Origin of the sequence: Rhizobium glycinendophyticum, from assembly GCF_006443685.1 — a bacterium.
Taxonomy (GTDB): domain Bacteria; phylum Pseudomonadota; class Alphaproteobacteria; order Rhizobiales; family Rhizobiaceae; genus Allorhizobium; species Allorhizobium glycinendophyticum.
Map to the genome: position 1 here is coordinate 651,482 of NZ_VFYP01000001.1, position 21,329 is coordinate 672,810.

The 21,329-nt window shown below is 60.7% G+C and carries 19 protein-coding genes; 10 read left to right on the plus strand and 9 right to left on the minus strand.

All coding sequences use genetic code 11. The features are described from left to right. Positions 1-233: 233 nt before the first annotated feature. Entirely contained in the window at positions 234-2,183 is a 1,950-nt protein-coding gene (locus FJQ55_RS03165; protein ID WP_140826256.1) for an acetoacetate--CoA ligase, read from the minus strand. 160 nt (positions 2,184-2,343) lie between these two features. Here FJQ55_RS03165 and FJQ55_RS03170 point away from each other — a divergent pair, with 160 nt between their 5' ends. Both FJQ55_RS03170 and FJQ55_RS03175 read left to right on the plus strand, forming a co-directional pair. After that, entirely contained in the window at positions 2,344-4,218 is a 1,875-nt protein-coding gene (locus tag FJQ55_RS03170) for an AsmA family protein (RefSeq protein ID WP_161596939.1), read from the plus strand. Between the two features lie 209 nt (positions 4,219-4,427). Next, a complete protein-coding gene (locus FJQ55_RS03175) occupies positions 4,428-4,649 on the plus strand; it encodes a hypothetical protein (protein WP_246085008.1) in 222 nt (73 codons plus the stop codon). Positions 4,650-4,679: 30 nt separating this feature from the next. Here the strand turns inward: FJQ55_RS03175 and FJQ55_RS03180 are convergent, their stop codons facing one another. The 5 genes from FJQ55_RS03180 to FJQ55_RS03200 form a co-directional block, all read right to left on the minus strand. Further along, entirely contained in the window at positions 4,680-5,501 is an 822-nt protein-coding gene (locus FJQ55_RS03180; RefSeq protein WP_140826259.1) for an ABC transporter permease, read from the minus strand. A gap of 10 nt (positions 5,502-5,511) precedes the next feature. After that, a complete protein-coding gene (locus FJQ55_RS03185; protein WP_140826260.1) occupies positions 5,512-6,420 on the minus strand; it encodes an ABC transporter permease subunit in 909 nt (302 codons plus the stop codon). A gap of 10 nt (positions 6,421-6,430) precedes the next feature. Next, positions 6,431-7,585, minus strand: coding sequence for an ABC transporter ATP-binding protein (locus tag FJQ55_RS03190; RefSeq protein ID WP_140826261.1), 1,155 nt, complete (start codon positions 7,583-7,585; stop codon positions 6,431-6,433). Between the two features lie 90 nt (positions 7,586-7,675). After that, complete coding sequence (locus FJQ55_RS03195; RefSeq protein WP_140826262.1) at positions 7,676-8,776, minus strand: polyamine ABC transporter substrate-binding protein; 1,101 nt, start codon at positions 8,774-8,776, stop codon at positions 7,676-7,678. 148 nt (positions 8,777-8,924) lie between these two features. Then, complete coding sequence (locus FJQ55_RS03200; RefSeq protein ID WP_140826263.1) at positions 8,925-10,352, minus strand: helix-turn-helix domain-containing protein; 1,428 nt, start codon at positions 10,350-10,352, stop codon at positions 8,925-8,927. Positions 10,353-10,588: 236 nt separating this feature from the next. Here FJQ55_RS03200 and aceA point away from each other — a divergent pair, with 236 nt between their 5' ends. Together aceA and FJQ55_RS03210 are read left to right on the plus strand one after the other, a co-directional pair. Next, a complete protein-coding gene (gene aceA / locus FJQ55_RS03205; RefSeq protein WP_140826264.1) occupies positions 10,589-11,878 on the plus strand; it encodes an isocitrate lyase in 1,290 nt (429 codons plus the stop codon). A gap of 162 nt (positions 11,879-12,040) precedes the next feature. Then, positions 12,041-12,286 (plus strand): SMc00767 family acetate metabolism repressor, encoded by a 246-nt coding sequence (locus FJQ55_RS03210; protein WP_113377258.1) that lies wholly within the window; start codon positions 12,041-12,043, stop codon positions 12,284-12,286. A 108-nt stretch (positions 12,287-12,394) separates the two neighbouring features. Here the strand turns inward: FJQ55_RS03210 and FJQ55_RS03215 are convergent, their stop codons facing one another. Further along, complete coding sequence (locus tag FJQ55_RS03215; RefSeq protein ID WP_140826265.1) at positions 12,395-13,498, minus strand: branched-chain amino acid aminotransferase; 1,104 nt, start codon at positions 13,496-13,498, stop codon at positions 12,395-12,397. 173 nt (positions 13,499-13,671) lie between these two features. Further along, on the minus strand, positions 13,672-14,301 hold the full coding sequence (locus tag FJQ55_RS03220) for a HupE/UreJ family protein (protein ID WP_140826266.1): 630 nt from the start codon (positions 14,299-14,301) through the stop codon (positions 13,672-13,674). A gap of 169 nt (positions 14,302-14,470) precedes the next feature. Between FJQ55_RS03220 and FJQ55_RS03225 the strand changes: the two genes are divergently transcribed. Genes FJQ55_RS03225 through FJQ55_RS03235 form a run of 3 tightly spaced genes read left to right on the plus strand, consistent with a single transcriptional unit; the run spans position 14,471 to position 16,382 of the window. Further along, positions 14,471-15,061 (plus strand): HupE/UreJ family protein, encoded by a 591-nt coding sequence (locus FJQ55_RS03225; RefSeq protein ID WP_140826267.1) that lies wholly within the window; start codon positions 14,471-14,473, stop codon positions 15,059-15,061. 29 nt (positions 15,062-15,090) lie between these two features. Further along, a complete protein-coding gene (locus FJQ55_RS03230; RefSeq protein ID WP_140826268.1) occupies positions 15,091-15,777 on the plus strand; it encodes a hypothetical protein in 687 nt (228 codons plus the stop codon). After that, complete coding sequence (locus tag FJQ55_RS03235) at positions 15,777-16,382, plus strand: DUF1007 family protein (RefSeq protein WP_140826269.1); 606 nt, start codon at positions 15,777-15,779, stop codon at positions 16,380-16,382. Before FJQ55_RS03230 ends, FJQ55_RS03235 begins: the two co-directional genes overlap by 1 nt. A gap of 43 nt (positions 16,383-16,425) precedes the next feature. Here the strand turns inward: FJQ55_RS03235 and FJQ55_RS03240 are convergent, their stop codons facing one another. Beyond that, positions 16,426-17,307, minus strand: coding sequence for a LysR family transcriptional regulator (locus FJQ55_RS03240; RefSeq protein WP_140826270.1), 882 nt, complete (start codon positions 17,305-17,307; stop codon positions 16,426-16,428). A 104-nt stretch (positions 17,308-17,411) separates the two neighbouring features. Here FJQ55_RS03240 and FJQ55_RS03245 point away from each other — a divergent pair, with 104 nt between their 5' ends. The 3 genes from FJQ55_RS03245 (at position 17,412) to FJQ55_RS03255 (ending at position 21,237) form a co-directional block, all read left to right on the plus strand. Next, complete coding sequence (locus FJQ55_RS03245; protein WP_140826271.1) at positions 17,412-18,908, plus strand: CoA-acylating methylmalonate-semialdehyde dehydrogenase; 1,497 nt, start codon at positions 17,412-17,414, stop codon at positions 18,906-18,908. A 210-nt stretch (positions 18,909-19,118) separates the two neighbouring features. Then, positions 19,119-20,186, plus strand: a complete 1,068-nt coding sequence (locus FJQ55_RS03250; protein WP_140826272.1) for a YjgN family protein — start codon at positions 19,119-19,121, stop codon at positions 20,184-20,186. Then, complete coding sequence (locus FJQ55_RS03255; protein WP_140826273.1) at positions 20,176-21,237, plus strand: M48 family metallopeptidase; 1,062 nt, start codon at positions 20,176-20,178, stop codon at positions 21,235-21,237. The genes FJQ55_RS03250 and FJQ55_RS03255 overlap by 11 nt, the downstream gene beginning before the upstream one ends. The last annotated feature ends 92 nt before the right edge of the window (positions 21,238-21,329 follow it).

Sequence of the window (21,329 nt, forward strand, 5' to 3'; positions counted from 1 at the left end):
AAAAGGGCGGCCCGAAGCCGCCCACAGTAGATGCTGTCGAACCGGAGAAGAAGGCAATCGACATCATGTCTAAGAAGCCGGAACCGGCTCTCACTCGCACTTCATTGTGCGTCTCCAAGTTGCCGACAGTCTTGCCAAACCCGCCTTAACAGATCCTTACCGCCTGGGCTTGCGGAATACCCTAGAATTGAGGTGTCGGGTCGGGCTGCGGCAGGTTTCGATACACAATCGCGTCAGCTCTGCAGCTCTGGCAGATGGGCGAAGAGGTCGAGCGCTTCCGGATTGGCGAGCGCCTCCTTGTTCTTCACCGGACGTCCATGCACCACCTCGCGCACGGCAAGTTCGACGATCTTGCCCGACTTCGTCCGCGGGATATCTGTCACCTGAATGATTTTTGCCGGAACATGGCGCGGAGACGCACCCGTGCGGATCTTGGCCTTGATCTTCTTGTCCAGTGCCTCGTCCAGTATTACGCCGGGTGCCAGCCGCACGAAAAGGATGACGCGGACATCGTCATCGAAGTCCTGGCCGATGCAGATTGCCTCGATCACTTCGTCCAACTGCTCGACCTGGTTGTAGATCTCCGCCGTACCGATGCGCACACCGCCCGGATTGAGCGTGGCATCCGAGCGGCCGTGGATGATGATCCCGCCATGCTCGGTCCATTCGGCAAAATCGCCATGGCACCAGACATTGTCGAACCGATCAAAATAGGCTGCATGGTATTTTGCACCGTCGGGATCGTTCCAGAACATGATCGGCATGGACGGGAAGGCCTTGGTGCAGACGAGTTCGCCCTTCTCGCCGCGAACGGGTTGCCCGTCATCGTTCCACACATCCATCGCAAGCCCGAGGCCCGGCCCCTGGATCTCGCCACGCCAGACCGGCTTCAAGGGGTTGCCCAGCACGAAGCAGGAAACGATATCAGTGCCGCCGGAAATAGACGCCAGCTGGATATCGTTCTTGATGCCTTCATAGACGAAGGAAAAGCCTTCAGGCGACAGCGGCGATCCGGTCGAGGTCAGCAGCCGGAGGCTCGACAGGTCGTGGGTCGTCTTCGGTGTCAGTCCGCTCTTGCGCACGGCATCGATATATTTTGCCGAAGTACCGAAGACCGCGAATTTCTCCTGCGCCGCATAATCAAAGAGCACGTTGCCGTCGGGATAGAAGGGCGAGCCGTCATAGAGGCAGAGTGTTGCCCCACAGGCGAGCCCTGAGGCTAGCCAGTTCCACATCATCCAGCCGCAGGTGGTGAAGTAGAAGAGCCGGTCGCCGGCACTAATCCCGCAATGGAAACGGTGCTCCTTCAGATGCTGCAGCAGCGTGCCGCCGGCGGAGTGCACGATGCACTTCGGTACGCCTGTCGTTCCCGAAGAGAAAAGGATGTAAAGCGGGTGCGCGAATGGCAGTTGCTTGTAAACGATCTCCTGCACGGAGAATGGCGCAACGAATTGGTCGAGGCTGCGGCCATCGGCAAGCCTTTCCACGAGCGCAGCCGTTTCGCCGGCATAAGGAATGACGAGCACCGGCACGCCGAGCTTCTCAGCGACTGCCACCACCTTGTCGGCCACATCCTGACGCTTGCCATTATACCAATAGCCATCACAGGCGATGAACAGGCTGGGCTCGATTTGGCCGAAGCGGTCGAGCACACCTTGTTCGCCGAAGTCCGGGGAGCAGGACGACCAGATGGCGCCAAGCGAGCTGGCGGCCAGCATCAACGCAATGGTCTCCGGCATGTTCGGCATCATGGCGGCGACGCGGTCGCCGGCGCCAATCCCCATGGCCTGCATCGCCTGCTGCAGCCTTGAGACCATGGCCGTCAGGCGCTGCCAGCTCCACCGATCTGACACCTTGTTTTCGCCGCGAAAGATCAGCGCATCGCCTTCACCGGCATGTACCAGCAGGTTCTCGGCAAAATTCAGTTGAGCCTCGGGAAAGAAGCGCGCCTTCAGCATAACATCGCCGTCAGCCAGCGCGATGCTCCCCTTGCTGCCCTTCACGCCGCAATGATCCCACACCGCAGACCAGAAGGCACCCCGGTCGCGGATCGACCAGTCATAGAAGGCCTCATAATCCGGAAAAGGTGTGCCCAGGGTCGAGCCGCACCACTCGATGAACTGCGTCAGCGGCTGAGCAGCCTTGAAAGCGTCCGTCGGAACCCAAAGGGGTGAGATGTCCATGATACTGTCCTCCGCAGGTGGCGAGGCTTATAACATATTGCAGTGCGATATACAGCGCCGTTCACGGCGCTTCCAAGGCATTACTTTCCTCGTTGCGACGAGAGTAGGTATCGAGCAGAACGCTTGCCAGCCGGTCCCTGCACCCGGTAAAGGAGCATGGATGTCAAAAGCCGACCGCCCCTATCGACAGGACGAGAACCCTGCGGCCAAGTTGCATTGGCGCCGCTTGCTGAGACTTGTTCTCGTCTCCACGGTTCTTCTCGTTCTGGGCTCTGTGGCTCTGCGGCTGGCAGCACCCCATCTGATATCGAGTTCAGTGGTCAGGGCGGCGCTGGCTTCTGCCGTTTCGCGTTGGACAGGACATGACGTTTCCATTGCAGATGTCGCCGAGATCACGTTCTGGCCGGAGCCGCAGGTCACCTTGACCGGCGTGACGGTCAGCCGGGGTAAGGGGTCCGCGCGGCAGGTACTCGGTGAGATCGATGCGCTCTCAGCTCGGTTCAGCTTTCTCTCAGCCCTGCGGGGGCAGCCTGAATTCAATGCCTTTGAATTCACCCGGCCGAGGATCCGTATCGAGCGCGACATCGACGGACTGCTCGACTGGAGCAATGAGGGGCTGCTGAGCGAAGCTGTACGTTCCGTTGCCCCCAGTGCCTCTGGCGGCCAACAGATCGAGGCCGATGCAGATGCTGAAGTCGGCAGCGTTGCCGTTCTTGGCGGTGAGATCATCCTGATCGACGCCGCGAGCGGACGGGAATTCGAAGCCCGTGATGTGAACGCCGAGATCGAATGGCCAAAGCTTTCCGCGCCGCTTTCCGGCAAGGCCACGTTCACCTATGACGCCTTGCCTGTTACCCTCACCCTCGACACCCATGCGCCGCTCTTGCTGATCGGTGGCCAAAAGGCTGATGTCGATATTTCTGCGGCCTTGCCGGGCGTAACCGGCAAGCTGAAGGGGGGCGTCAGCCTCCGTAAGGGTCTGACCGGAACCAGCAATATCGAACTGGCGGTCACAGATATCCCGACCGTCGCCGGCCTCGCCCAGCTTAGGATCGCGGGAACGGAACGCTGGAAGAGCGCGGCGCTGAAGACGCAACTGATCCCGGCTGACAGCGAGTGGCGCCTGGAAGGGTTGGATTTCCAGGTTAACGATAGCCGTGGCAACGGCTTTCTCGCATTCCGGCATACGCCCGGCACACGCCCTGTGCTCAGCGGCACACTCGCGCTCGCCCACCTCGAACTGGAGGATCTCTTGCAGTCCTTGTCGATCGAGATCGGCGACAGGGCAGACGTTCGTTTGCCGAGCCTCACCCGCTGGCTGGATTTCGACCTGCGGCTGTCGGCAACCACGGCTGCCCTGTCGCCCTTCGAACTGGCTGAAGTCGGTGCCAGCGTCATCGGGCGTGGGGACGCGCTGAAACTGGTGATCGCCGACAGCGATTTTCTCGGCGGCTCTTTGAGCGCCCGCATTAGCGGCAGTGGAGACGGCTTCAGCAAAGGAGCCGATCTTGCGGTGACCATCATCGATGCCCGTCTCAGTGAACTCGCCAAGGGCCTCGGTGTTGAAGGTCCGGTCCTCACCGCCAAGGGCTCGGTCGACTTGAACGCCAAGCTTGCTGGCGTGGGCTGGCGCAGCAATCTTGAGGCGATGTCGGGCACACTGCGGATCTCCGCCACTTCGGGACAGTTGGAGGGCTTCAACGCAGAGGGGGTGCGACAGCTGGCTGCCGATCGCTCCTATTTCCAATTGAGCGCAGCTGGCAGTGGCCGTTTTGCCTTTGATCGTTTCGACATGTCCGCACGTTTCGCCGAAGGCTCAGCGGAAGTCGAACGATGCCTCTTCGTCGGCAACGACCAATCTCTGTCCCTGTCAGGGATCGTCCCGTATAGCCGCAAGGCGCTGGCATTGATCGGCCAACTATCGCCCTCGACCTCAAATGTCGCCACCCCGGCAGACCTGCGCTTTTTCATCGGCGGCGGCTTTGCGGATCCCGTGATCTCGCCCATTCCCCGTTCCGGCAGCGTCAGCCCATAAAGAACCATGCTCGCCAGATGCGAGCCGGTTCATCCAAGTCCTCAGAGCAATTTTTAAGAAGTGCGCAGGGGTCTCGCGCCCGGAATCGCGCAACAACAGAGAGCTAGAGCGGTTGCGCGATTCAGAGAGGCGCGGAAAAGCTCTAGGCGCTACAATGGATCGAATCAAAACGTCTGGGGGCGCGGACGGTGCAGGGATTTCTCTCCGGCTTGATCAAGTTGGCGCTGGCCTCGCTGATCGCGGGCACGCTTTTGTCCTTGTTCGGAATCACGCCGCGCGCGGTGATGGACGGCATGGGCCTGACCCCCGAGGACATTCAGTACGGATTCGTCACCGCCTTCGCCTGGACGGCTCCGCGCATTCTGATGGGAGCGTTGGTGATCATTCCGCTTTGGTTCGTCACCTATATGTTGCTGCCGCCCCGAAGTTAGCCTGACGGCAGGTGACGGGCTTCAGTGGCCTCAACTCGTCAGACCGCGCGCTGCGACATGCTCGTCGCGCTGCCGCTGCAACTCGCGCTGTTTGGTGCCGATCGAGGCGATGATCACGCCGATCGTGACGATCCCGATCAGGATCGTGCAGACTGCATTGATCTCAGGCGTGACCCCAAGGCGAACCTGCGAATAGATCTTGATCGGCAGCGTGGTGGCGCCCGGGCCTGTCGTGAAGCTCGCAATGACCAGATCGTCGAGCGACAGGGTGAAGGCCAGCATCCAGCCGGAAATGACGGCAGGCAGGATGAGCGGCAGGGTGATCTTGAAGAAGGTCTTGACCGGCGGGCAGCCGAGATCATGGGCCGCTTCTTCGAGACTGGTATCGAATGTCAGCAACCGCGACTGCACGACGATCGCCACGTAGCACATGGTGAAGGTCGTGTGCGCGATGACCACCGTCATCAGCCCTCGGTCGACGCCGATGGCGACGAACAGCAAGAGCATCGACAGGCCGGTGATGACCTCCGGCATGACGAGCGGCGCATAGACCATGCCGGAAAACAGCAAGCGACCGGGGAAGCGGCCGTAGCGCACCAGCGCCAGCGCCGTCAGTGTGCCGAGCACGGTACCGAGCGTGGCGCTCAGCAGACCAACACGCAGCGTCACCCAGGCAGCACTCATCAGGCCTTCGTTGCGCCACATCTCGCCATACCATTTGAGCGAGAACCCACCCCAGACAGTGACCAGCTTGGAATCGTTGAACGAGTAGATCACCAGGATCAGGATCGGGATGTAGAGAAATGCGAAGCCGATAGTCAGGATCGTCGGGTCAAATTTACCAGGTTTCATTGGCCGCTCCTCACGCTTTCTGCTGCTGGTTCTGGAAGATCGCGATCGGAACGACCAGAAGCAGAAGGAGGAGAACGGCGACGGCAGAGGCCAGTGGCCAGTCGCGGTTGCCAAAGAATTCGGTCCACAACGTCTTGCCGATCATGAGCGTCTGGGCACCACCCAGAAGATCCGGAATGACGAACTCGCCAGTGATCGGGATGAAGCAGATCATCGCGCCGGCAATCACGCCCGGAATGGAGAGCGGGAAAGTGATTTTCCAGAAGGCTTTCCACGGAGGACATCCAAGGTCGCTCGCGGCTTCCAGGAGCGTCCCATCCATTTTCTCCAGTGCCGAATAGAGCGGCAGCACCATGAAGGGCAGGTAGGAATAGACGATGCCGATGAAGACGGCGATTTCAGTACGGAATATTTGCACCTGATTGCCTTCGTCCATCAGGCCCAGCGAATGTAGGAGCACCGTCAGCAGACCTTCCGGCTTCAGGATGCCGATCCAGGCATAGACGCGGATCAGGAACGAGGTCCAGAATGGCAGGATGACCAGCATCACCAGTGTCGGGCGAATGGTGACCGAGGCGCGCGCCATTGCCAGCGCCATGGGATAACCAATCAGAAGCAGCAGCACGGTCGAGATCAGCGCGATGCGCAGAGACGACACATAGGCGTTGAAATAAAGCGGATCTTCCGTGAGGAAGCTGTAGTTCTCGAAGTCCAGTTGGCTGAAGAAGTCACCGATCGCCGATAGCCCTTCGAAGACGGGCGTATAAGGGGGCATGGCAATCGCCGTATCCGACATCGAGATCTTTACGATGATCAGGAACGGCGCCACGAAGAACAGCACCATCCAAAAATAGGGAATGAGGACGACCAGCCAGCGGGCTGGCCCGGATTTGGTGGCGGCGGCGACGGGTTCGGCCATGTCGCTCTCCTCAGCGGGTTAGAACGAGGCCGGCATCGGCCGGCCAGGACAGCCAAACGATGTCACCAAACGTGATCGGCCGGTCAACCAGTCGGGAAACATTGGCCTGCGCGGCACGGAACATGCGACCATCGTCCAATTTGACGATGAAGATGGAAAAATCGCCGAGATAGCCGATGTCCCAGACCTCGCCATGCAGGGCATTGGTTGTCGCTTCCTCGGGCTTCGAGGTTGTAATGCGCACCTTCTCAGGGCGGATAGCGAAGGCGACGCTGTCTCCGACTGTAGCGTCGCAACTCTGGTCGACGGCGATCGTCACGCCCTCGCAGTCAACCTTGACAAGCTCACCGTTGATCCCCGCCTCCTTGGAAGCGACCTTGCCCTCAAGGATGTTGATGTCGCCGATAAAGTCGGCGACATAGCGCGAATTCGGAGCCTCGTAGATTTCCGCAGGCGTTGCCACCTGCACGAGGATGCCCTTGTCCATCACCGCAATGCGGTCTGACACGGTCATCGCCTCCTCCTGGTCGTGGGTGACGATCAGAAAGGTCAGGCCGAGCTTCGTCTGGATGTCCATCAGTTCGAACTGCGTCTCCTCGCGCAGCTTGCGATCAAGCGCGCCGAGCGGTTCATCGAGTAGCAGCACCTTCGGACGCTTGGCGAGAGAACGGGCAAGCGCCACGCGCTGCCGTTGGCCACCGGAAAGCTGGTTCGGCTTGCGCTTGGCAAAGCTCTCCAGTTTCACGAGCTTCAGCATTTCCTGAACACGCGCTTCGATCTCGCCCTTTGGCAGGTTGTCCTGTTCAAGGCCGAACGCGATGTTCTTCTCCACCGTCATGTGCGGGAAGAGCGCATAGGACTGGAACATCATGTTCGTCGGCCGCTTGTAGGGCGGTGTGCCCGCCAGGTCCTTGCCCTGCAGCAGGATGCGCCCGCTGGTCGGCTGTTCGAAGCCCGCCAGCATGCGCATCAGTGTCGTCTTGCCGCAACCGGATGGGCCGAGCAGCGAGAAGAACTCGCGCTCGTAAATGTTGAGCGTCAGATTATCAACGGCGACGAAATCCCCGAACCGCTTCGTCACGTTCTCGAAGCGGATAAACGGGACCGCGTCAGGATCCATCCAAGGAGAAAATTTGCGTTTAACAGGCCCCAATGACTTCGCCATTACCCGATCCCAGCCGTAGTGTTTTGATTGACCCCAGACACGAAGAAAACCGCCGGATGCTTGAGGCACCCGGCGGTTTCAAATCAATTGTTAGCTACCCGTTTTGATCTGTGTCCAGACCCGGTTCAGCACGCGCTGTTCCTTGGGGCCGTAGGGCGAGATGGTAAAGAGTTTTGCCATGACGTCAGCCGGCGGATAAACGGCCGCATTATCCTTGACCGCCGGGTCCAGCAGTGACTGCGAAGCGAGATTGCCATTGGCATACTGGACGTAGTTCGAGGCCTTGGCGATGACATCCGGCTTCATCAGGAAGTTGATGAACTCATGCGCCTCGGCAACATTCTGGGCATCCGCGGGGATCGCCATGTTGTCGAACCACATGTAGGTGCCTTCCTTCGGGATCACATAGTTGATCTCGACGCCGTTTTTGGCTTCTTCCGCACGCGCCTTCGCCTGCAGAATGTCGCCAGACCAGCCGATCGTCAAGCAGATGTCGCCATTGGCGAGATCGTCGATATAGGCCGAGGAATTGAAGGTGCGCACCGAGGGACGGATCTTCGAATAGACCTCGCCGCCTGCTTCGAGATCGGCCGTTTCCTTACTGTCCGGATTCTTGCCGGCATAATTCATCGCGATGGCAAAGGTCTCGTCTGATGCGTCGAGGATGTTGATGCCGCAGCCCTTGAGTTTCTCGGCATTTTCCGGCTTGAAGATGGCATCCCAGCTGTCGACCTTGAAGTCGGCGCCGAGCGCTTCCTTGACCTTGGCGACATTGTAGCCGATGCCGGTCGTGCCCCACATGTAGTTCACGGCATATTCGTTGCCGGGATCATACTTCGCCAGACGTTCGGAGACGTCGGGCCACATGTTCTTCAGGTTCGGCAGTTTCGACTTGTCGAGTTTCTGGAAGACACCAGCCTGGATCTGGCGGGCGAGGAAGGGTGCCGTCGGCACGACGACATCGTAGCCGGAGCCACCGGCGAGCAGTTTGGTCTCCAGCAGTTCATTCGAATCGAACACGTCATAGACGACCTTGATCCCCGTTTCCTTCGTGAATTCCTCAAGCACCGATTCGTCGATGTAGTCCGACCAATTGTAGACATGAACGACGCGTTCCTGCGCCTGAACACCGGACGCGATGAAGATCGTCGTGAGGGCCACTGACGCCGTACGAATGAAAAGAGCCTTCATTTTTTTCTCCTGTTCCAGCTCGAAGACCTGCATCTCCGGCTACCGTTCCCGTTGTTTTTTAAGAGACTAGAAAGGAATTGGACGGGCGACAAGCGAAATTCTTCGCAGTCGCGAAGGGGTCTGGAGCCAAGTCCTGGACTCCCTACATTCATTGAAAATCGAAGGCGGAGAGGCCTGTGACCATTTCATCCAGCCCCAGCGGTCGTGTGAGCGGTGGCTCGGCACGTGCCAGGCAACCCGATCTTTCGCAAAGCCGACAGGCCGCTCCAATGGCGATCGGCGGCACAGCTTTGTCGGGCAGGGCGGCCGCATAGGCCACCTCGTCACGGTGTCCAATATCGCAGCCGATCAGGAGTGCGGTCCGCCGGACCCGCTCCCCGAAGCCGGCTTGAGGTCCTTCCAATGTCCGGGAAATCGTCAGGAAGCCGGCGCCATCCGGCATTTCCACCTGTTCCACCAGAACCTGCCCCGGCTGCGCGAAGGCGGCGTGGATGTTGAGCTTCGGGCAGCCACCCCCGAACTTCGCATGGGGAAAGCCTTGCGCCCCCGCCCGGCGAAAACGATTGCCGGCATTGTCGATCTCCATCATGAAGAAGGCCAGTCCCGGTGCCCCCGGCCGCTGCAGCATGGTGAGCCGGTTCGCCGCCTGCTCAAACGACACATTGAAGCGCGCCCTCAGGATGTCGATATCGTAGCGCGCCCGGATGGCCGCCGAAAGGAAGGCGCCATAGGGCATCATCAGCGCATGGGCGGCGGCGCGGGCCAGCTCGAAACGCCCGAGCCGGCGCGCCTCGCCCGAACTCAGCTCCAACGCATCGAGTTCGGCCTGCAGCGCTTCGCTCAATGCCAAAAGCACTACCTCCATGGCCACTTCCCGCAGTTGGTCGAAGACAGAAAGACGCTCGGAGAGAAACAGCCGCATGGAGTGCCGGTCATAGCGCCGCCTGAGCGATGGCATGGTCTGGACCGGCAATGTTCGGACCACGATGCCGTGGGTGCTGCGCAACCAGGATTTCAACGCCACGGCGAGGTCGTCGCCGGCGGCGAGGCCAAGGCTCGCATGGAATGCCTCGGCCGCCTCGTCCAGCCTGTCGAAGTAGTTGGCTCGCCGCTCGAAGGCCTCACGCACTTCGTCGATCGGCAGCCGCGCGCCGGACAGGGATGTCTCGTGTCCTTCCCGTGCCAGGAGATCGGCGAGGTCCGACAACCGCGCCGCCTGTTCGCGATAGGCGCGGTAAAGCTTGACGATGCCGCTCGCCGCGTTGGGGGCCGCTTCCGCCACCTCAATCAGTTCCTGGTCACCCGGCAGCTCACCGGAGAGCAGCGGGTCGGCGAAGACCTCTCGCAGCTGGCTCGCCGACCCTCCGGCCTCTCCCTGTAGCTCATCCAGATCCACCTTGTAGACAGAGGCGAGCTTCAGGAGCAGCTGCACGGTGAGTGGGCGCTGGTTGCGTTCGATCAGGTTGAGGTAGGACGGCGATATTTCCAGCGCCTCTGCCATGGCGGTCTGCGTCAGGCCAAGGCCGTTGCGGATTCGGCGCACACGGGGTCCCGCGAAGATCTTGCGCTCTGCCATTTACAGATCCTTACAAGTGAAGCCAATCCATCTCAAGATAGCATTGTGACATAATTTACAAATTAACACGCCGCTCCTGTCAAAGGCAAGACAGCATAACCTCTTTCATCTCGTTGTTTTATTGAATTATCTGGCCGTCTTTTGCAGTGCGATGTAAATATAGTCACATCAGAAGGGCGAAGCGAAGGCACAGCGATCGCTTGAGCCGCATCCGGAATTGAACAGGGAGATCCCATATGACTGAATTTTACAATCTCGTTCCGAACGCACCCAAGGGCCGTTACGACGGCATCGATCGTCCCTACACTGCAGAAGACGTCAAGCGCTTGCGCGGTTCGGTCGAGATCAAGCACACGCTCGCCGAAATGGGCGCCAATCGCCTCTGGAAATTGATCAACGAAGAGCCGTTTATCAATGCGCTTGGCGCTCTCTCTGGCAATCAGGCCATGCAGATGGTCCGTGCCGGCCTGAAGGCCATCTATCTCTCCGGCTGGCAGGTTGCAGCCGACGCCAACACGGCATCCGCGATGTATCCGGACCAGTCGCTCTATCCGGCGAACGCTGCACCAGAGCTCGCCAAGCGCATCAACAAGACGCTGCAGCGCGCCGACCAGATCGAGACGCAGGAAGGCAAGGGGCTGTCGGTCGATACTTGGTTCGCCCCGATCGTTGCCGATGCGGAAGCAGGCTTCGGCGGGCCTTTGAACGCCTTCGAAATCATGAAGGCCTTCATCGAAGCCGGTGCTGCTGGCGTTCACTTTGAAGACCAACTGGCGTCAGAAAAGAAGTGCGGCCATCTCGGCGGCAAGGTTCTGATCCCGACCCAGGCCCATATCCGCAATCTGACCGCTGCCCGTCTGGCCGCCGACGTCATGGGTGTCCCGACGCTGATCGTCGCACGCACCGATGCCGAAGCTGCAAAGCTTTTGACCTCCGACATCGACGAGCGCGACCAGCCCTTCGTCGACTATGATGCAGGCCGCACGGCGGAAGGCTTCTACCAGGTGAAGAACGGCATCGAGCCCTGCATCGCCCGTGCGATCGCTTACGCTCCCTATTGCGACATGATCTGGATGGAGACCGGAAAGCCGGATCTGGAACAGGCCCGCAAGTTCGCCGAAGCCGTGCACAAGGTCTATCCGGGCAAGAAGCTTGCTTACAACTGCTCGCCCTCCTTCAACTGGAAGAAGCATCTCGACGACGCGACGATCGCCAAGTTCCAGAAGGAACTCGGTGCCATGGGCTACAAGTTCCAGTTCATTACGCTCGCCGGCTTCCACCAGCTGAACTACGGCATGTTCGAACTGGCGCGCGGCTACAAGGATCGCCAGATGGCCGCCTATTCGGAGCTGCAGGAGGCGGAATTCGCTGCCGAAGTCAACGGTTACACCGCGACCAAGCACCAGCGCGAAGTCGGCACGGGTTACTTCGACGCCGTCTCGCTCGCCATCACTGCCGGCCAGTCCTCGACAACCGCGATGAAGGAATCGACCGAAACCGAGCAGTTCAAGCCGGCTGCTGAGTAAGGATAGCACCCTCCCCTCGAGGGGGAGGGTCGGCACGCAGTGCCGGGGTGGGGTGACCACCGCAATCATCAAAGGTTCACCCCCACCCGCAGCTACGCTGCGACCTCCCCCCTCAAGGGGGAGGTGACTTCAAAAACCCCAGACACCAAGAGGAGAAATGCCATGACACCCCAGACCCGAGTCAAGGAACGCGCCGAAGAACAGTCGTCGGCCATGAGTACCGATCAGCAGGCGATGATCCGCATGCTGGCCAATGACCTGCACCGTCTCAATCATTCGATCATGAAGGCCGTCGATGCCGGTGTCTCGGTCGAACTCGTCCGCTCGGCCCGTCACCATGGCGGCGACGGCAACTGGGGTGATCTGTTGATCCCCGTCATCGTGACCCAGGGCGCAAACGCGGCCTGATCCCGCAGACCAATATCCCCCATCCGGTCCTGACCTCCGGATTGGTACCGCACAGCGATCGCCTCGGGGAGGAGGTGGATTGCTGTGCGGCTTTTTCGTTCGGCTGCCTTAGATGCGGGTGACGTCCTTCACCCAGCCGTAAGGGTCGGCCACCGTGCCGCGCTGGATGCCGGTCAACTGGTTGCGCAGCTTTTCCGTTTCCATGCCGGTACCGGCATTGCCGATGACGAATTCGCCGTCCGGATGCCGCACAGTCCCGATGGCTGCGACCACGGCGGCCGTGCCGCAGGCAAAGGCTTCGCGCAGCTTGCCGCTCTTGGCGTCCGCCATCCATTCGTCGAAGGAATAGGGCCGCTCGATGACCTTCAAACCGTTGTCGCCCGCAAGCTTGATGATCGAGTTGCGGGTAATACCTGGCAGGATCGTGCCTGAGAGCGGCGGGGTGACGACGGTGCCGTCATCCATCACGAAGAAGACGTTCATGCCGCCCAGTTCTTCGATCCACTTGTGCTCCGCAGCGTCGAGGAAAACCACCTGGTCGCAACCGCGGCTGGACGCTTCCTTCTGGGCAAGCAGGCTTGCGGCATAATTGCCGCCGCACTTGGCAGCACCCGTGCCGCCAGGGGCAGCGCGCGTATAATGCTCGCTGACCCAGAGCGTGACCGGCTTGCTACCGCCCTTGAAATAGGGGCCGACCGGGGAAGCAATGACGCTGAAGATGTATTCGCGCGAGGGGCGAACGCCGAGGAAGGTTTCGCTCGCAAACATGAACGGGCGAAGATAAAGGCTCCCTTCCCCTTCCGGCACCCATTTCGCGTCGATCTTGACCAGTTCCTCGACAGCTTTCAGGAACAGCTCTTCCGGAATCTCCGGCATCGCCATGCGCTCGGCCGATTGGTTGAAGCGCCGCGCATTCTCTTCCGGGCGGAAGAGGGTGATGCGACCGTCCGCACCCTTGTAGGCCTTCATGCCCTCGAAGATTTCCTGGGCGTAGTGCAATACGCTGGCAGCCGGATCGATCTGGAATGGGCCGCGGGCCTTCACTTCGGCCGTATGCCAGCCCTTGTCGGCATGCCATTGCACCACCACCATGTGGTCGGTGAACAGCGTTCCGAAGCCCAGGTTTTCAAAAGCCGCTAGCCGCTCGGCTTCCGGCATGGGAGCGGCATTCGGTACGATATGGAAGTCGAGCTCTGCGGTATTCGTGGTCATGAAAAGCCTGTGCCTGGATGTTCACGGTTTCGCGGTGTCAGGCGGAAACTGCTCCGGCCGGACGATGCCGTGGTTTGTGCGGTTCCGCTCCCGTTTGTCAACTGAAACCGTATGGCTGCAATGCAGCAAAATGCGGCTGCTGGCAGGGCTTCCCGTGGCTCGGAGCGCTTCGGTCAGCCAAGGACGAGAGCCAGCAGGAACCACATGCCGGCAAGTGCAATCGTAGCACCGAGCGCCTGCACCAGTTTTCCGTGGGCTACGGATTTGAGAGCAGCGCCGATCCCGATCCCGACCACGTGAATGACGCCGGTCGAAACGACGAAGCCGACGGTAAAGGCGGCCGGGTCGCTGGCCCTCGGGGCCAGCGCGCCGTGGGGGATGCCGTGCAGGATGGCAAAAGCGGAAATCAGGCCCAGCGCCACCCATTCCGGCGCTTTCCAGGCTGCCGCGATTGCAGCACCGAGCGTCAGCACCGAGATCGCGATCCCGGCCTGTACGATACTGGAAGGCAGGATCTCCAGCATGCCAGCAACGCCGCCAAGGCACATGACAAGGGGGAAGGTGGCTGGCAGGGTCCAGACCGAGCGCCCGCCCATCTGCGCGCCCCACAGCCCGACCGCCAGCATCGCAAGGAAGTGGTCGGGTCCCGCCAGCGGATGACCGAAACCGGAGCCGAAGCCCCCGAGCGGCCCGTCCATGACATGCGCCTGGGCGAGAGAGGGCATCCAAAGGAAGGCGAGGGCGAGGCCGGCAGGCGCGATGTATCGCCGGGTCCTGATCACTTTCGTGGAAATTGCGCCCATCATCCTTCTCCGATGTCTCTACGTCCGCGATCGCGACAGTCATTCCCGTCTACAGTTTTGCACGATTCGGATATAGTCGTGTCGGCGCATGCGACCCGCTCCTCGTCCCATCGTGTTTTTGCCGCAAATCTCGTTTCAGCCTTTCGCCGTCATGTCCGGAGAATTTCATATGCCATCCAACCGCCTCGTTCATCATCTGGCTCTTGTCTCACTCGTCTTCGCCCTCCCGACCGTGGCTGAAGCGCATGTGCTGGCGGGTGAAGGTGGTGGTTTCGTGCATGGCTTCGAGCATCCGCTTTCCGGCCTCGATCATATGCTGGCGATGTTCTGCGTCGGCCTGTGGGGTGCCCAGATGGGCGGTCGCTCGGTCTGGAGCCTCCCGATCGCCTTTCCGCTGATCATGGTCGTCGGTGGCATGATGGGTATTGCCGGCATCCCGCTTCCGGCTGTCGAAAGCGGAATTGCCCTGTCGATCATCGTGCTCGGTGCGGCGATCGCCTGCCTCTGGCGTCCTCCGGAATTGCTGGCCCTCGTGGTCATCGGCGTCTTTGCGATCTTCCACGGTTATGCCCATGGCGCGGAACTCCCGAACGCAGCCGATCCCGCCGATTACGCCTTCGGCTTCGTCGCCGCCACCGGCCTCATCCATCTCGCCGGCATTGCCGTTGGCCTCGGCTTCCAGAGGCTTCATGGCGGCCAGCTCGCCCGCGCGCTCGGCGGGCTGATCGGCCTCGGCGGCGTTTACTTCCTCGTCGCCTGATGGTGAGCGTGCCATCCAGGATATGGTCGTTGCTTTTTCTTGCTCTCTGGGCGCTGGCGGTGGGTTTCATCCTGGCGCCGGGTCTGAGGAATGGATCCTCGCCCTTCACGGCTCTCGCAACCGTTGAATTGCTGCTGCCTCTGTTTGGCATCGCAGTCCTGACTGGCCAGCTGCCTGGACGTTTTGCCGCCCCTGGTGTCTTCGTCCTGTTCATCGGCGGACTGGCGGGTCTTGTGTTTCGCGAAACCCTCTATGCCATTCTGGCGCCGGTGCCCGGTGCGGCCCAGCATCTGTTCCTCGCCGGTCCTATCGCCTGTGCTGTCACCGGCGTCCTTCTCGTCCTGCCTCTGGGCTGGCGTCCCTATATGGTCCTGCCGTTCCTGCCTTTGGCCGGTGCAGCTCTTGCCGTGGCAACCCGCCTCAGCGACCCGACACTCTTTGCCCCCAACTACCTCGCATCCGCCTTGGCGCTTCAGGCATCGGCGTTGTTCGCCATCGCCTGGCCGGTTTCGCGTTTCCCCCATCCGGTGCTTCAGGTCGGCTCCCGTATCATCGGCAGCTGGATGCTCGCAGTCGCCCTGCTTTACGGTGGTGCCTATGTTGCAGGCCGCGACAAGTCGCTGACACCGCCGCCCTTTCCGCCTCTTGCAGGAATAGAACAGGCGATCGAGGAGACGGCACCCGGTCTCGGCCCGTTACCAGGGCAGGGCGGCTGATGCGCAGATGTTTCGCTGCCATGTTCGCCGCTCTGAGCCTGCTTGCAGCGCTGCCGCTGTCCACTAGCCCAGCCTTCGCCCATCCCGATATGGCCGCATCAGTCCGTCTGTCATTTGCCATGGAGCAGTCGCGTCTCACTGGCCTGGCCGAGCGACTGGTCTTCGATGCGACGACCAGCCGGCGGCTTTTGACACGCTTCGACGTCGACGATGACGGTGAGCTGTCAGATGTCGAACGCGGCAATCTTGAGGACGAACTCCTCACGCGTCTCACGGAGCGGCATTTCTTCACCGAGCTGTCGCTGGATGGCGAGCAGCTAATCCTTCCTGCTCCCTCCGGAGCCGTGGTCCGGCTAAACGCAGGCTATGTCGAGCTGCAGGTCGAATTCCGCTTCGCATCCCCAAACGACCTAAACTCGGCCACGTTCGGCGTCCTGATGCGCGACCGGGATCTCGCGATTGTCTTCAGGCTGGATCCGGTGACCCCCGCGATCCTGTCCGGTACCCCGTCAGCGGTATGCGTCACAGGCATGCAGCAACGACGTGATCAGGCCTATTTCGGCGGTCTCGTCATACCAACGATGGTCACGCTCACCTGCCGTTGAAGACGTGGAGTTCCCTTGGCTGGTGCAGGCAACGACGCTGCTTTCATCCGAAGATCCCGCGATCCCGCTCCACGGCCTCCTGCAGGAACTGCACCACAGCGCGCACGCGCACGAGCTCGCGGGCACTCTCGTGATAGGTCGTCCAATATGCCCTGCGAATGGTAATGTCGGGCAATACGCGCACGAGGCCGTCATGCTGCCGCGCGATATAGCTGTGCAGGATGCCGATCCCAGCGCCGGCGAGAACGGCTTCCGTCTGCCCAATCGCCGAGGAGATCTCGAAGCCGGCATTCCAGTCGCGCATCACCTCGCCGGTAAAATTGAGCGAGGGTGTGAAGATCAGGTCTTCGACATAGCCGATGCGGCGGTGGTTTTTCAGTTCCTCGGCGCTCGACGGCAGGCCGTGTGTTTCGACATAGCCACGGGAGGCGTAGAGCCCGAGCGTATAATCCACCAACTTGGAAGATACGAGGCGGCCCTGATCGGGCCGCTCAAGGGTAACCGCAATGTCCGCCTCGCGTTGCGACAGCGAAAATGAGCGTGGCACCGGCACGAGCTGGATCTTGAGTTCTGGATGCTGGGCAATCAGGGCGCCTAGCCGTGACGCGAGGAAGAAGACGCCGAACCCGTCAGGCGCTCCGATCCGGACAGTGCCGGCGACCTGCGTATCGGTGCGTCCCAGACGCGCCTGCACCTCCAGCATCTCGGTTTCCATCCGCTCGGCGGAGGAAAGAAACGCTTCGCCCTCGGCGGTCAGCTCGCAGCCATTGGTGCGGCGAATGAAGAGCCGTGTCTTCAGCGCGGTTTCCAGTGACGTTAGCCGCCGCGACAGCGTTGCATGGTTTAGCCCCAGCCGTCGGGAGGCAGCAAGGATTTGCCCGGTGCGTGCCACCGCGAGGAAGATGCGAACGTCATCCCAGTTCATCGAACGCCTTGTGTCGAAATTTGCACAACGGATGCGTAAATCATCGCGTTGATTTGTGCAAATCGAAGCGCATACTGCCTCCACAACAATCCAGGAGGACACCCATGTATCAGGTAGGTCATTTCATCGGCGGCAAGCATGTCGCCGGAACTTCGGGCCGCAAGCAGCCGATCTACAATCCGGCCACGGGCGAGATCCAAGGTGAGGTTTCGCTCGCCAGCGCCGAGGAACTGAACGCGGCCGTCGAGAACGCAAAGTCGGCCCAGGCCAAGTGGGCCGCCACCAATCCGCAGCGCCGCGCCCGCGTCTTCATGAAGTTCGTCCAGTTCCTGAACGACAACATGGATAGCCTCGCCGAGACCCTCTCGCGCGAACACGGCAAGACGATTGAAGATGCGAAGGGCGACATCGTTCGCGGCCTCGAAGTCTGCGAATTCGTCATCGGCATCCCGCATCTGTCGAAGAGCGAGTTCACCGAAGGGGCCGGCCCGAACATCGACATGTATTCGATCCGCCAAGCTGTCGGCATCGGCGCCGGCATTACGCCGTTCAACTTCCCGGCCATGATCCCGATGTGGATGTTTGCCCCTGCAATCGCCTGCGGCAATGCCTTCATCCTGAAGCCGTCGGAGCGTGATCCGTCCGTTCCGATTCGTCTGGCCGAACTGATGATCGAGGCAGGTCTCCCGGCCGGCATCCTCAACGTCGTCAACGGCGACAAGTCCGCCGTTGACGGCATCCTGACCCATCAGGACATTTCGGCCGTCTCCTTCGTTGGCTCGACCCCGATCGCCCGTTACGTCTATGGTACGGCAGCCATGAACGGCAAGCGCGCCCAGTGCTTCGGCGGCGCCAAGAACCACATGATCATCATGCCGGATGCCGATCTCGATCAGGCAGCCCAGGCGCTGATGGGTGCAGGCTACGGCTCCGCCGGCGAGCGCTGCATGGCGATCTCGGTTGCCGTTCCGGTCGGTGAAGAAACCGCCAACCGCCTGATCGAAAAGCTGACGCCGATGGTGGAAAGCCTGCGCATCGGCCCCTACACCGATGACAAGGCCGACATGGGCCCTGTTGTCACCAAGGAAGCCCAGGCCCGGATCAAGTCGCTGATCGACAGCGGAGTCGAAGCCGGCGCCAAGCTCGTTGTTGACGGCCGGGATTTCAAGCTCCAGGGCTATGAGAACGGCTACTTCGTCGGCGGCTGCCTCTTCGACCACGTGACTCCCGAGATGGACATCTACAAGACCGAAATCTTCGGTCCGGTTCTGTCGGTCGTTCGCGCCAAGACTTATGAAGAAGCCCTCGACCTGCCGATGAAGCACGAATACGGCAATGGCGTCGCGATCTACACCCGCGATGGTGATGCCGCCCGCGACTTCGCCTCGCGCATCAACATCGGCATGGTCGGCATCAACGTGCCGATCCCGGTTCCGCTCGCCTACCACTCCTTCGGCGGCTGGAAGTCGTCGTCCTTCGGCGACCTGAACCAGCATGGCACCGATTCCATCAAGTTCTGGACGCGCACGAAAACGGTCACCTCGCGCTGGCCGTCCGGCATCAAGGACGGCGCCGAATTCGTCATGCCGACGATGAAGTAAACGGCGCATCTTCGATGACATGCACGACGCCATCCTCCTTCACGGGAGGGTGGCGTCGTCGTTTGTAGTTGTCGTCAGCGCGGATTTTGCGAAAGAAGCGGTGCTGCAGAGTGTCCTCCGGCACTTGAGTGCAGTCCGCTGTCGTGGTCATTGTGGGTTGCGTCGCCGGGGATAGCGACGCTCCATACGTGATCTGACGAGGGACATTTTATGCAAGAGGCAGTTTTCGGTCGCGCTTCCAGTTTGAAGCGCGGCGAATTTCGCGGCAGCGCCGGCGAGTATTTTGGTATCTGGATCGTCAATATTCTTTTGACGATCATCACGCTCGGGATCTATTCCGCTTGGGCCAAGGTCCGCCGCAATCGCTATTTCTACGGCAATACGGTCGTTGACGGCCATTCCTTCGATTATCACGCCCGCGGTCTGCAGATCCTTGTCGGTCGGGGGATCGTGTTTGGCTACATCGTCGTCTACAACATCATTCTGTCGATCAGCCCGATCGCCGGCGGCGTGCTGGCACTTTTGATGCTGGTCCTGCTGCCCTGGATCGTCATGCGCAGCCTGCGCTTCAACGCCCGCGTGACGAGCTACCGCAACATCCGCTTCGATTTTGTGGGCAAGACCTGGGGCGCCGTCGTGGCGATCATCTTCGGTGGCCTTGTCTCGGTCTTTTCGCTTGGCATTCTCGCCCCCTTCGCCAGCCGCTGGCTCTATGGCTACATCTTCAACAACCTGCGCTACGGCGACCGCGCGTTCCAAACGGACCCGAAGATCGGCGCTCTCTATCGAGTCTGGCTGCCGGCCTTCCTGCTGATGGTCGTCGGCGTGGCGATTGGTGCCTTCCTCGGCATGATGGCCTATTACGGTTTCGAGGGCGTGGACGAAAGCATGGCGGAACCGGAAGTGCAGATCATCCTCGCCATCTATGGCGCCTTGATCCCGGCTTTTGTCGTCTGGGCCGTCGCGGCCATCTTCTACCGCGTTGGCGTCCGAAATGTCGTGATGAACGCAACCATCTTCGACAACCGTCATCGTCTGTTTTCCGATATTGGCCGGCTCCGCTATTTCTGGATCGTGCTCTCCAACATCCTTGTGTCCATTGTCACTTTCGGCCTGATGCGTCCCTGGGCGGCCGTCCGCGAGCACCGTTACGTGATCACCCATTCGGGCATAATCGTCGATGGTGAACTGGGCGATGTGGTAGCCTCGATCCAGAATTCCGGCTCGGCCATCACGGCCGAATATCTCGATCTCGAAGGGTTCGATTTTGGCTTCTGACGACACCCGCATTGCCATCGGCCGCTGGCATCCGCCCGGCTCCAGTCGCAGTGAACCGGCGATCCTTCTGGCTCAGGGCAAGACACTTTTCGTCCGGCTGGAAAACCAGTCGGGCGACCCGGTCTCAGTCAATGATCTGACGCGGGTGGATATTTCCACCCGCGTCAGCCGCATTCCGCGCCGCATTGCCTTTGCAGATCAGTCCCTGTTCGAAACCGAGGACAATGACGCCATCGATCTGTGGCTGAAGCGTCACCGGCGCACGGGCGTCGTGCACGAACTGGAGCGCTTTCACCCGCGTCTCGCCGCAATGGTCATGGCGGTCGCTCTTCTGGCCGTCCTTATTTATCGTTTCGCCGTTCCGGCTCTGGTTGAAATCGCCGTGGTAGTCACCCCGCCGGCCGTGACGCAGTGGATGGCGAGCGGCACGCTAATCTCGCTCGATAAGGCGGTATTCAGCGAAACCAAGTTGCCGCAGGCGAGGCAGGACGAAATCCGGGCAGCCTTTGCCGACATAGCGCGCGTTTCGGTGCGCGGCCCTGACGCTTACAATCTCAACTTTCGGGCAGGGGGCGCAATCGGTCCCAATGCTTTCGCTCTGCCTGATGGCACACTTGTCGTCACTGACGAACTGGTCGAACTGGCGGAGAATGATCTCGACATGATCGCCGGCGTGCTTGCCCATGAAATCGGCCATGTCGAACGTGAGCACTCGCTCCGTCAGCTTTATCGCGCTGCCGGCACGGCCGGTCTCATCATGTTGATTGCCGGCGATGTCGGCTCGGCCGGCGAGGATATCCTGACCAACGGTGCGGCTCTGATGTCGCTGTCTTATTCGCGGGATGCCGAAAGCGAGGCGGACCGGATATCGGTGGAACTGATGACCAAAGCTGGTCGAGATCCACGCGCCATCGGCCGCTTCTTCGAGAAGATCGAACAGAAGCTCGGGATGAAGGGCGACTCCTCCTTTCTTTCAACGCATCCGGGCACGGCCGAGCGCCGAAAGGCAATCGATGACTACGCAGCCAGCATCGGGACAGACGGCCGCTGATCCGGCAGCCGATCTCGTTTGACGCAGCAACCTAGGGGACAAAAGAAAGGGGCCACCGTCGCCGGCAGCCCCTCTTCATCCTGGGAGGATCA

What these genes read in the sequence shown, in the direction of transcription:
- FJQ55_RS03165 (WP_140826256.1), bottom strand. Translation starts at nt 2,183, where the DNA reads ATGGACATCTCACCCCTTTGGGTTCCGACGGACGCTTTCAAGGCTGCT.
- FJQ55_RS03170 (WP_161596939.1), top strand. Translation starts at nt 2,344, where the DNA reads ATGTCAAAAGCCGACCGCCCCTATCGACAGGACGAGAACCCTGCGGCC.
- FJQ55_RS03180 (WP_140826259.1), bottom strand. Translation starts at nt 5,501, where the DNA reads ATGAAACCTGGTAAATTTGACCCGACGATCCTGACTATCGGCTTCGCA.
- FJQ55_RS03185 (WP_140826260.1), bottom strand. Translation starts at nt 6,420, where the DNA reads ATGGCCGAACCCGTCGCCGCCGCCACCAAATCCGGGCCAGCCCGCTGG.
- FJQ55_RS03190 (WP_140826261.1), bottom strand. Translation starts at nt 7,585, where the DNA reads ATGGCGAAGTCATTGGGGCCTGTTAAACGCAAATTTTCTCCTTGGATG.
- FJQ55_RS03195 (WP_140826262.1), bottom strand. Translation starts at nt 8,776, where the DNA reads ATGAAGGCTCTTTTCATTCGTACGGCGTCAGTGGCCCTCACGACGATC.
- FJQ55_RS03200 (WP_140826263.1), bottom strand. Translation starts at nt 10,352, where the DNA reads ATGGCAGAGCGCAAGATCTTCGCGGGACCCCGTGTGCGCCGAATCCGC.
- aceA (WP_140826264.1), top strand. Translation starts at nt 10,589, where the DNA reads ATGACTGAATTTTACAATCTCGTTCCGAACGCACCCAAGGGCCGTTAC.
- FJQ55_RS03210 (WP_113377258.1), top strand. Translation starts at nt 12,041, where the DNA reads ATGACACCCCAGACCCGAGTCAAGGAACGCGCCGAAGAACAGTCGTCG.
- FJQ55_RS03215 (WP_140826265.1), bottom strand. Translation starts at nt 13,498, where the DNA reads ATGACCACGAATACCGCAGAGCTCGACTTCCATATCGTACCGAATGCC.
- FJQ55_RS03220 (WP_140826266.1), bottom strand. Translation starts at nt 14,301, where the DNA reads ATGGGCGCAATTTCCACGAAAGTGATCAGGACCCGGCGATACATCGCG.
- FJQ55_RS03225 (WP_140826267.1), top strand. Translation starts at nt 14,471, where the DNA reads ATGCCATCCAACCGCCTCGTTCATCATCTGGCTCTTGTCTCACTCGTC.
- FJQ55_RS03235 (WP_140826269.1), top strand. Translation starts at nt 15,777, where the DNA reads ATGCGCAGATGTTTCGCTGCCATGTTCGCCGCTCTGAGCCTGCTTGCA.
- FJQ55_RS03240 (WP_140826270.1), bottom strand. Translation starts at nt 17,307, where the DNA reads ATGAACTGGGATGACGTTCGCATCTTCCTCGCGGTGGCACGCACCGGG.
- FJQ55_RS03245 (WP_140826271.1), top strand. Translation starts at nt 17,412, where the DNA reads ATGTATCAGGTAGGTCATTTCATCGGCGGCAAGCATGTCGCCGGAACT.
- FJQ55_RS03250 (WP_140826272.1), top strand. Translation starts at nt 19,119, where the DNA reads ATGCAAGAGGCAGTTTTCGGTCGCGCTTCCAGTTTGAAGCGCGGCGAA.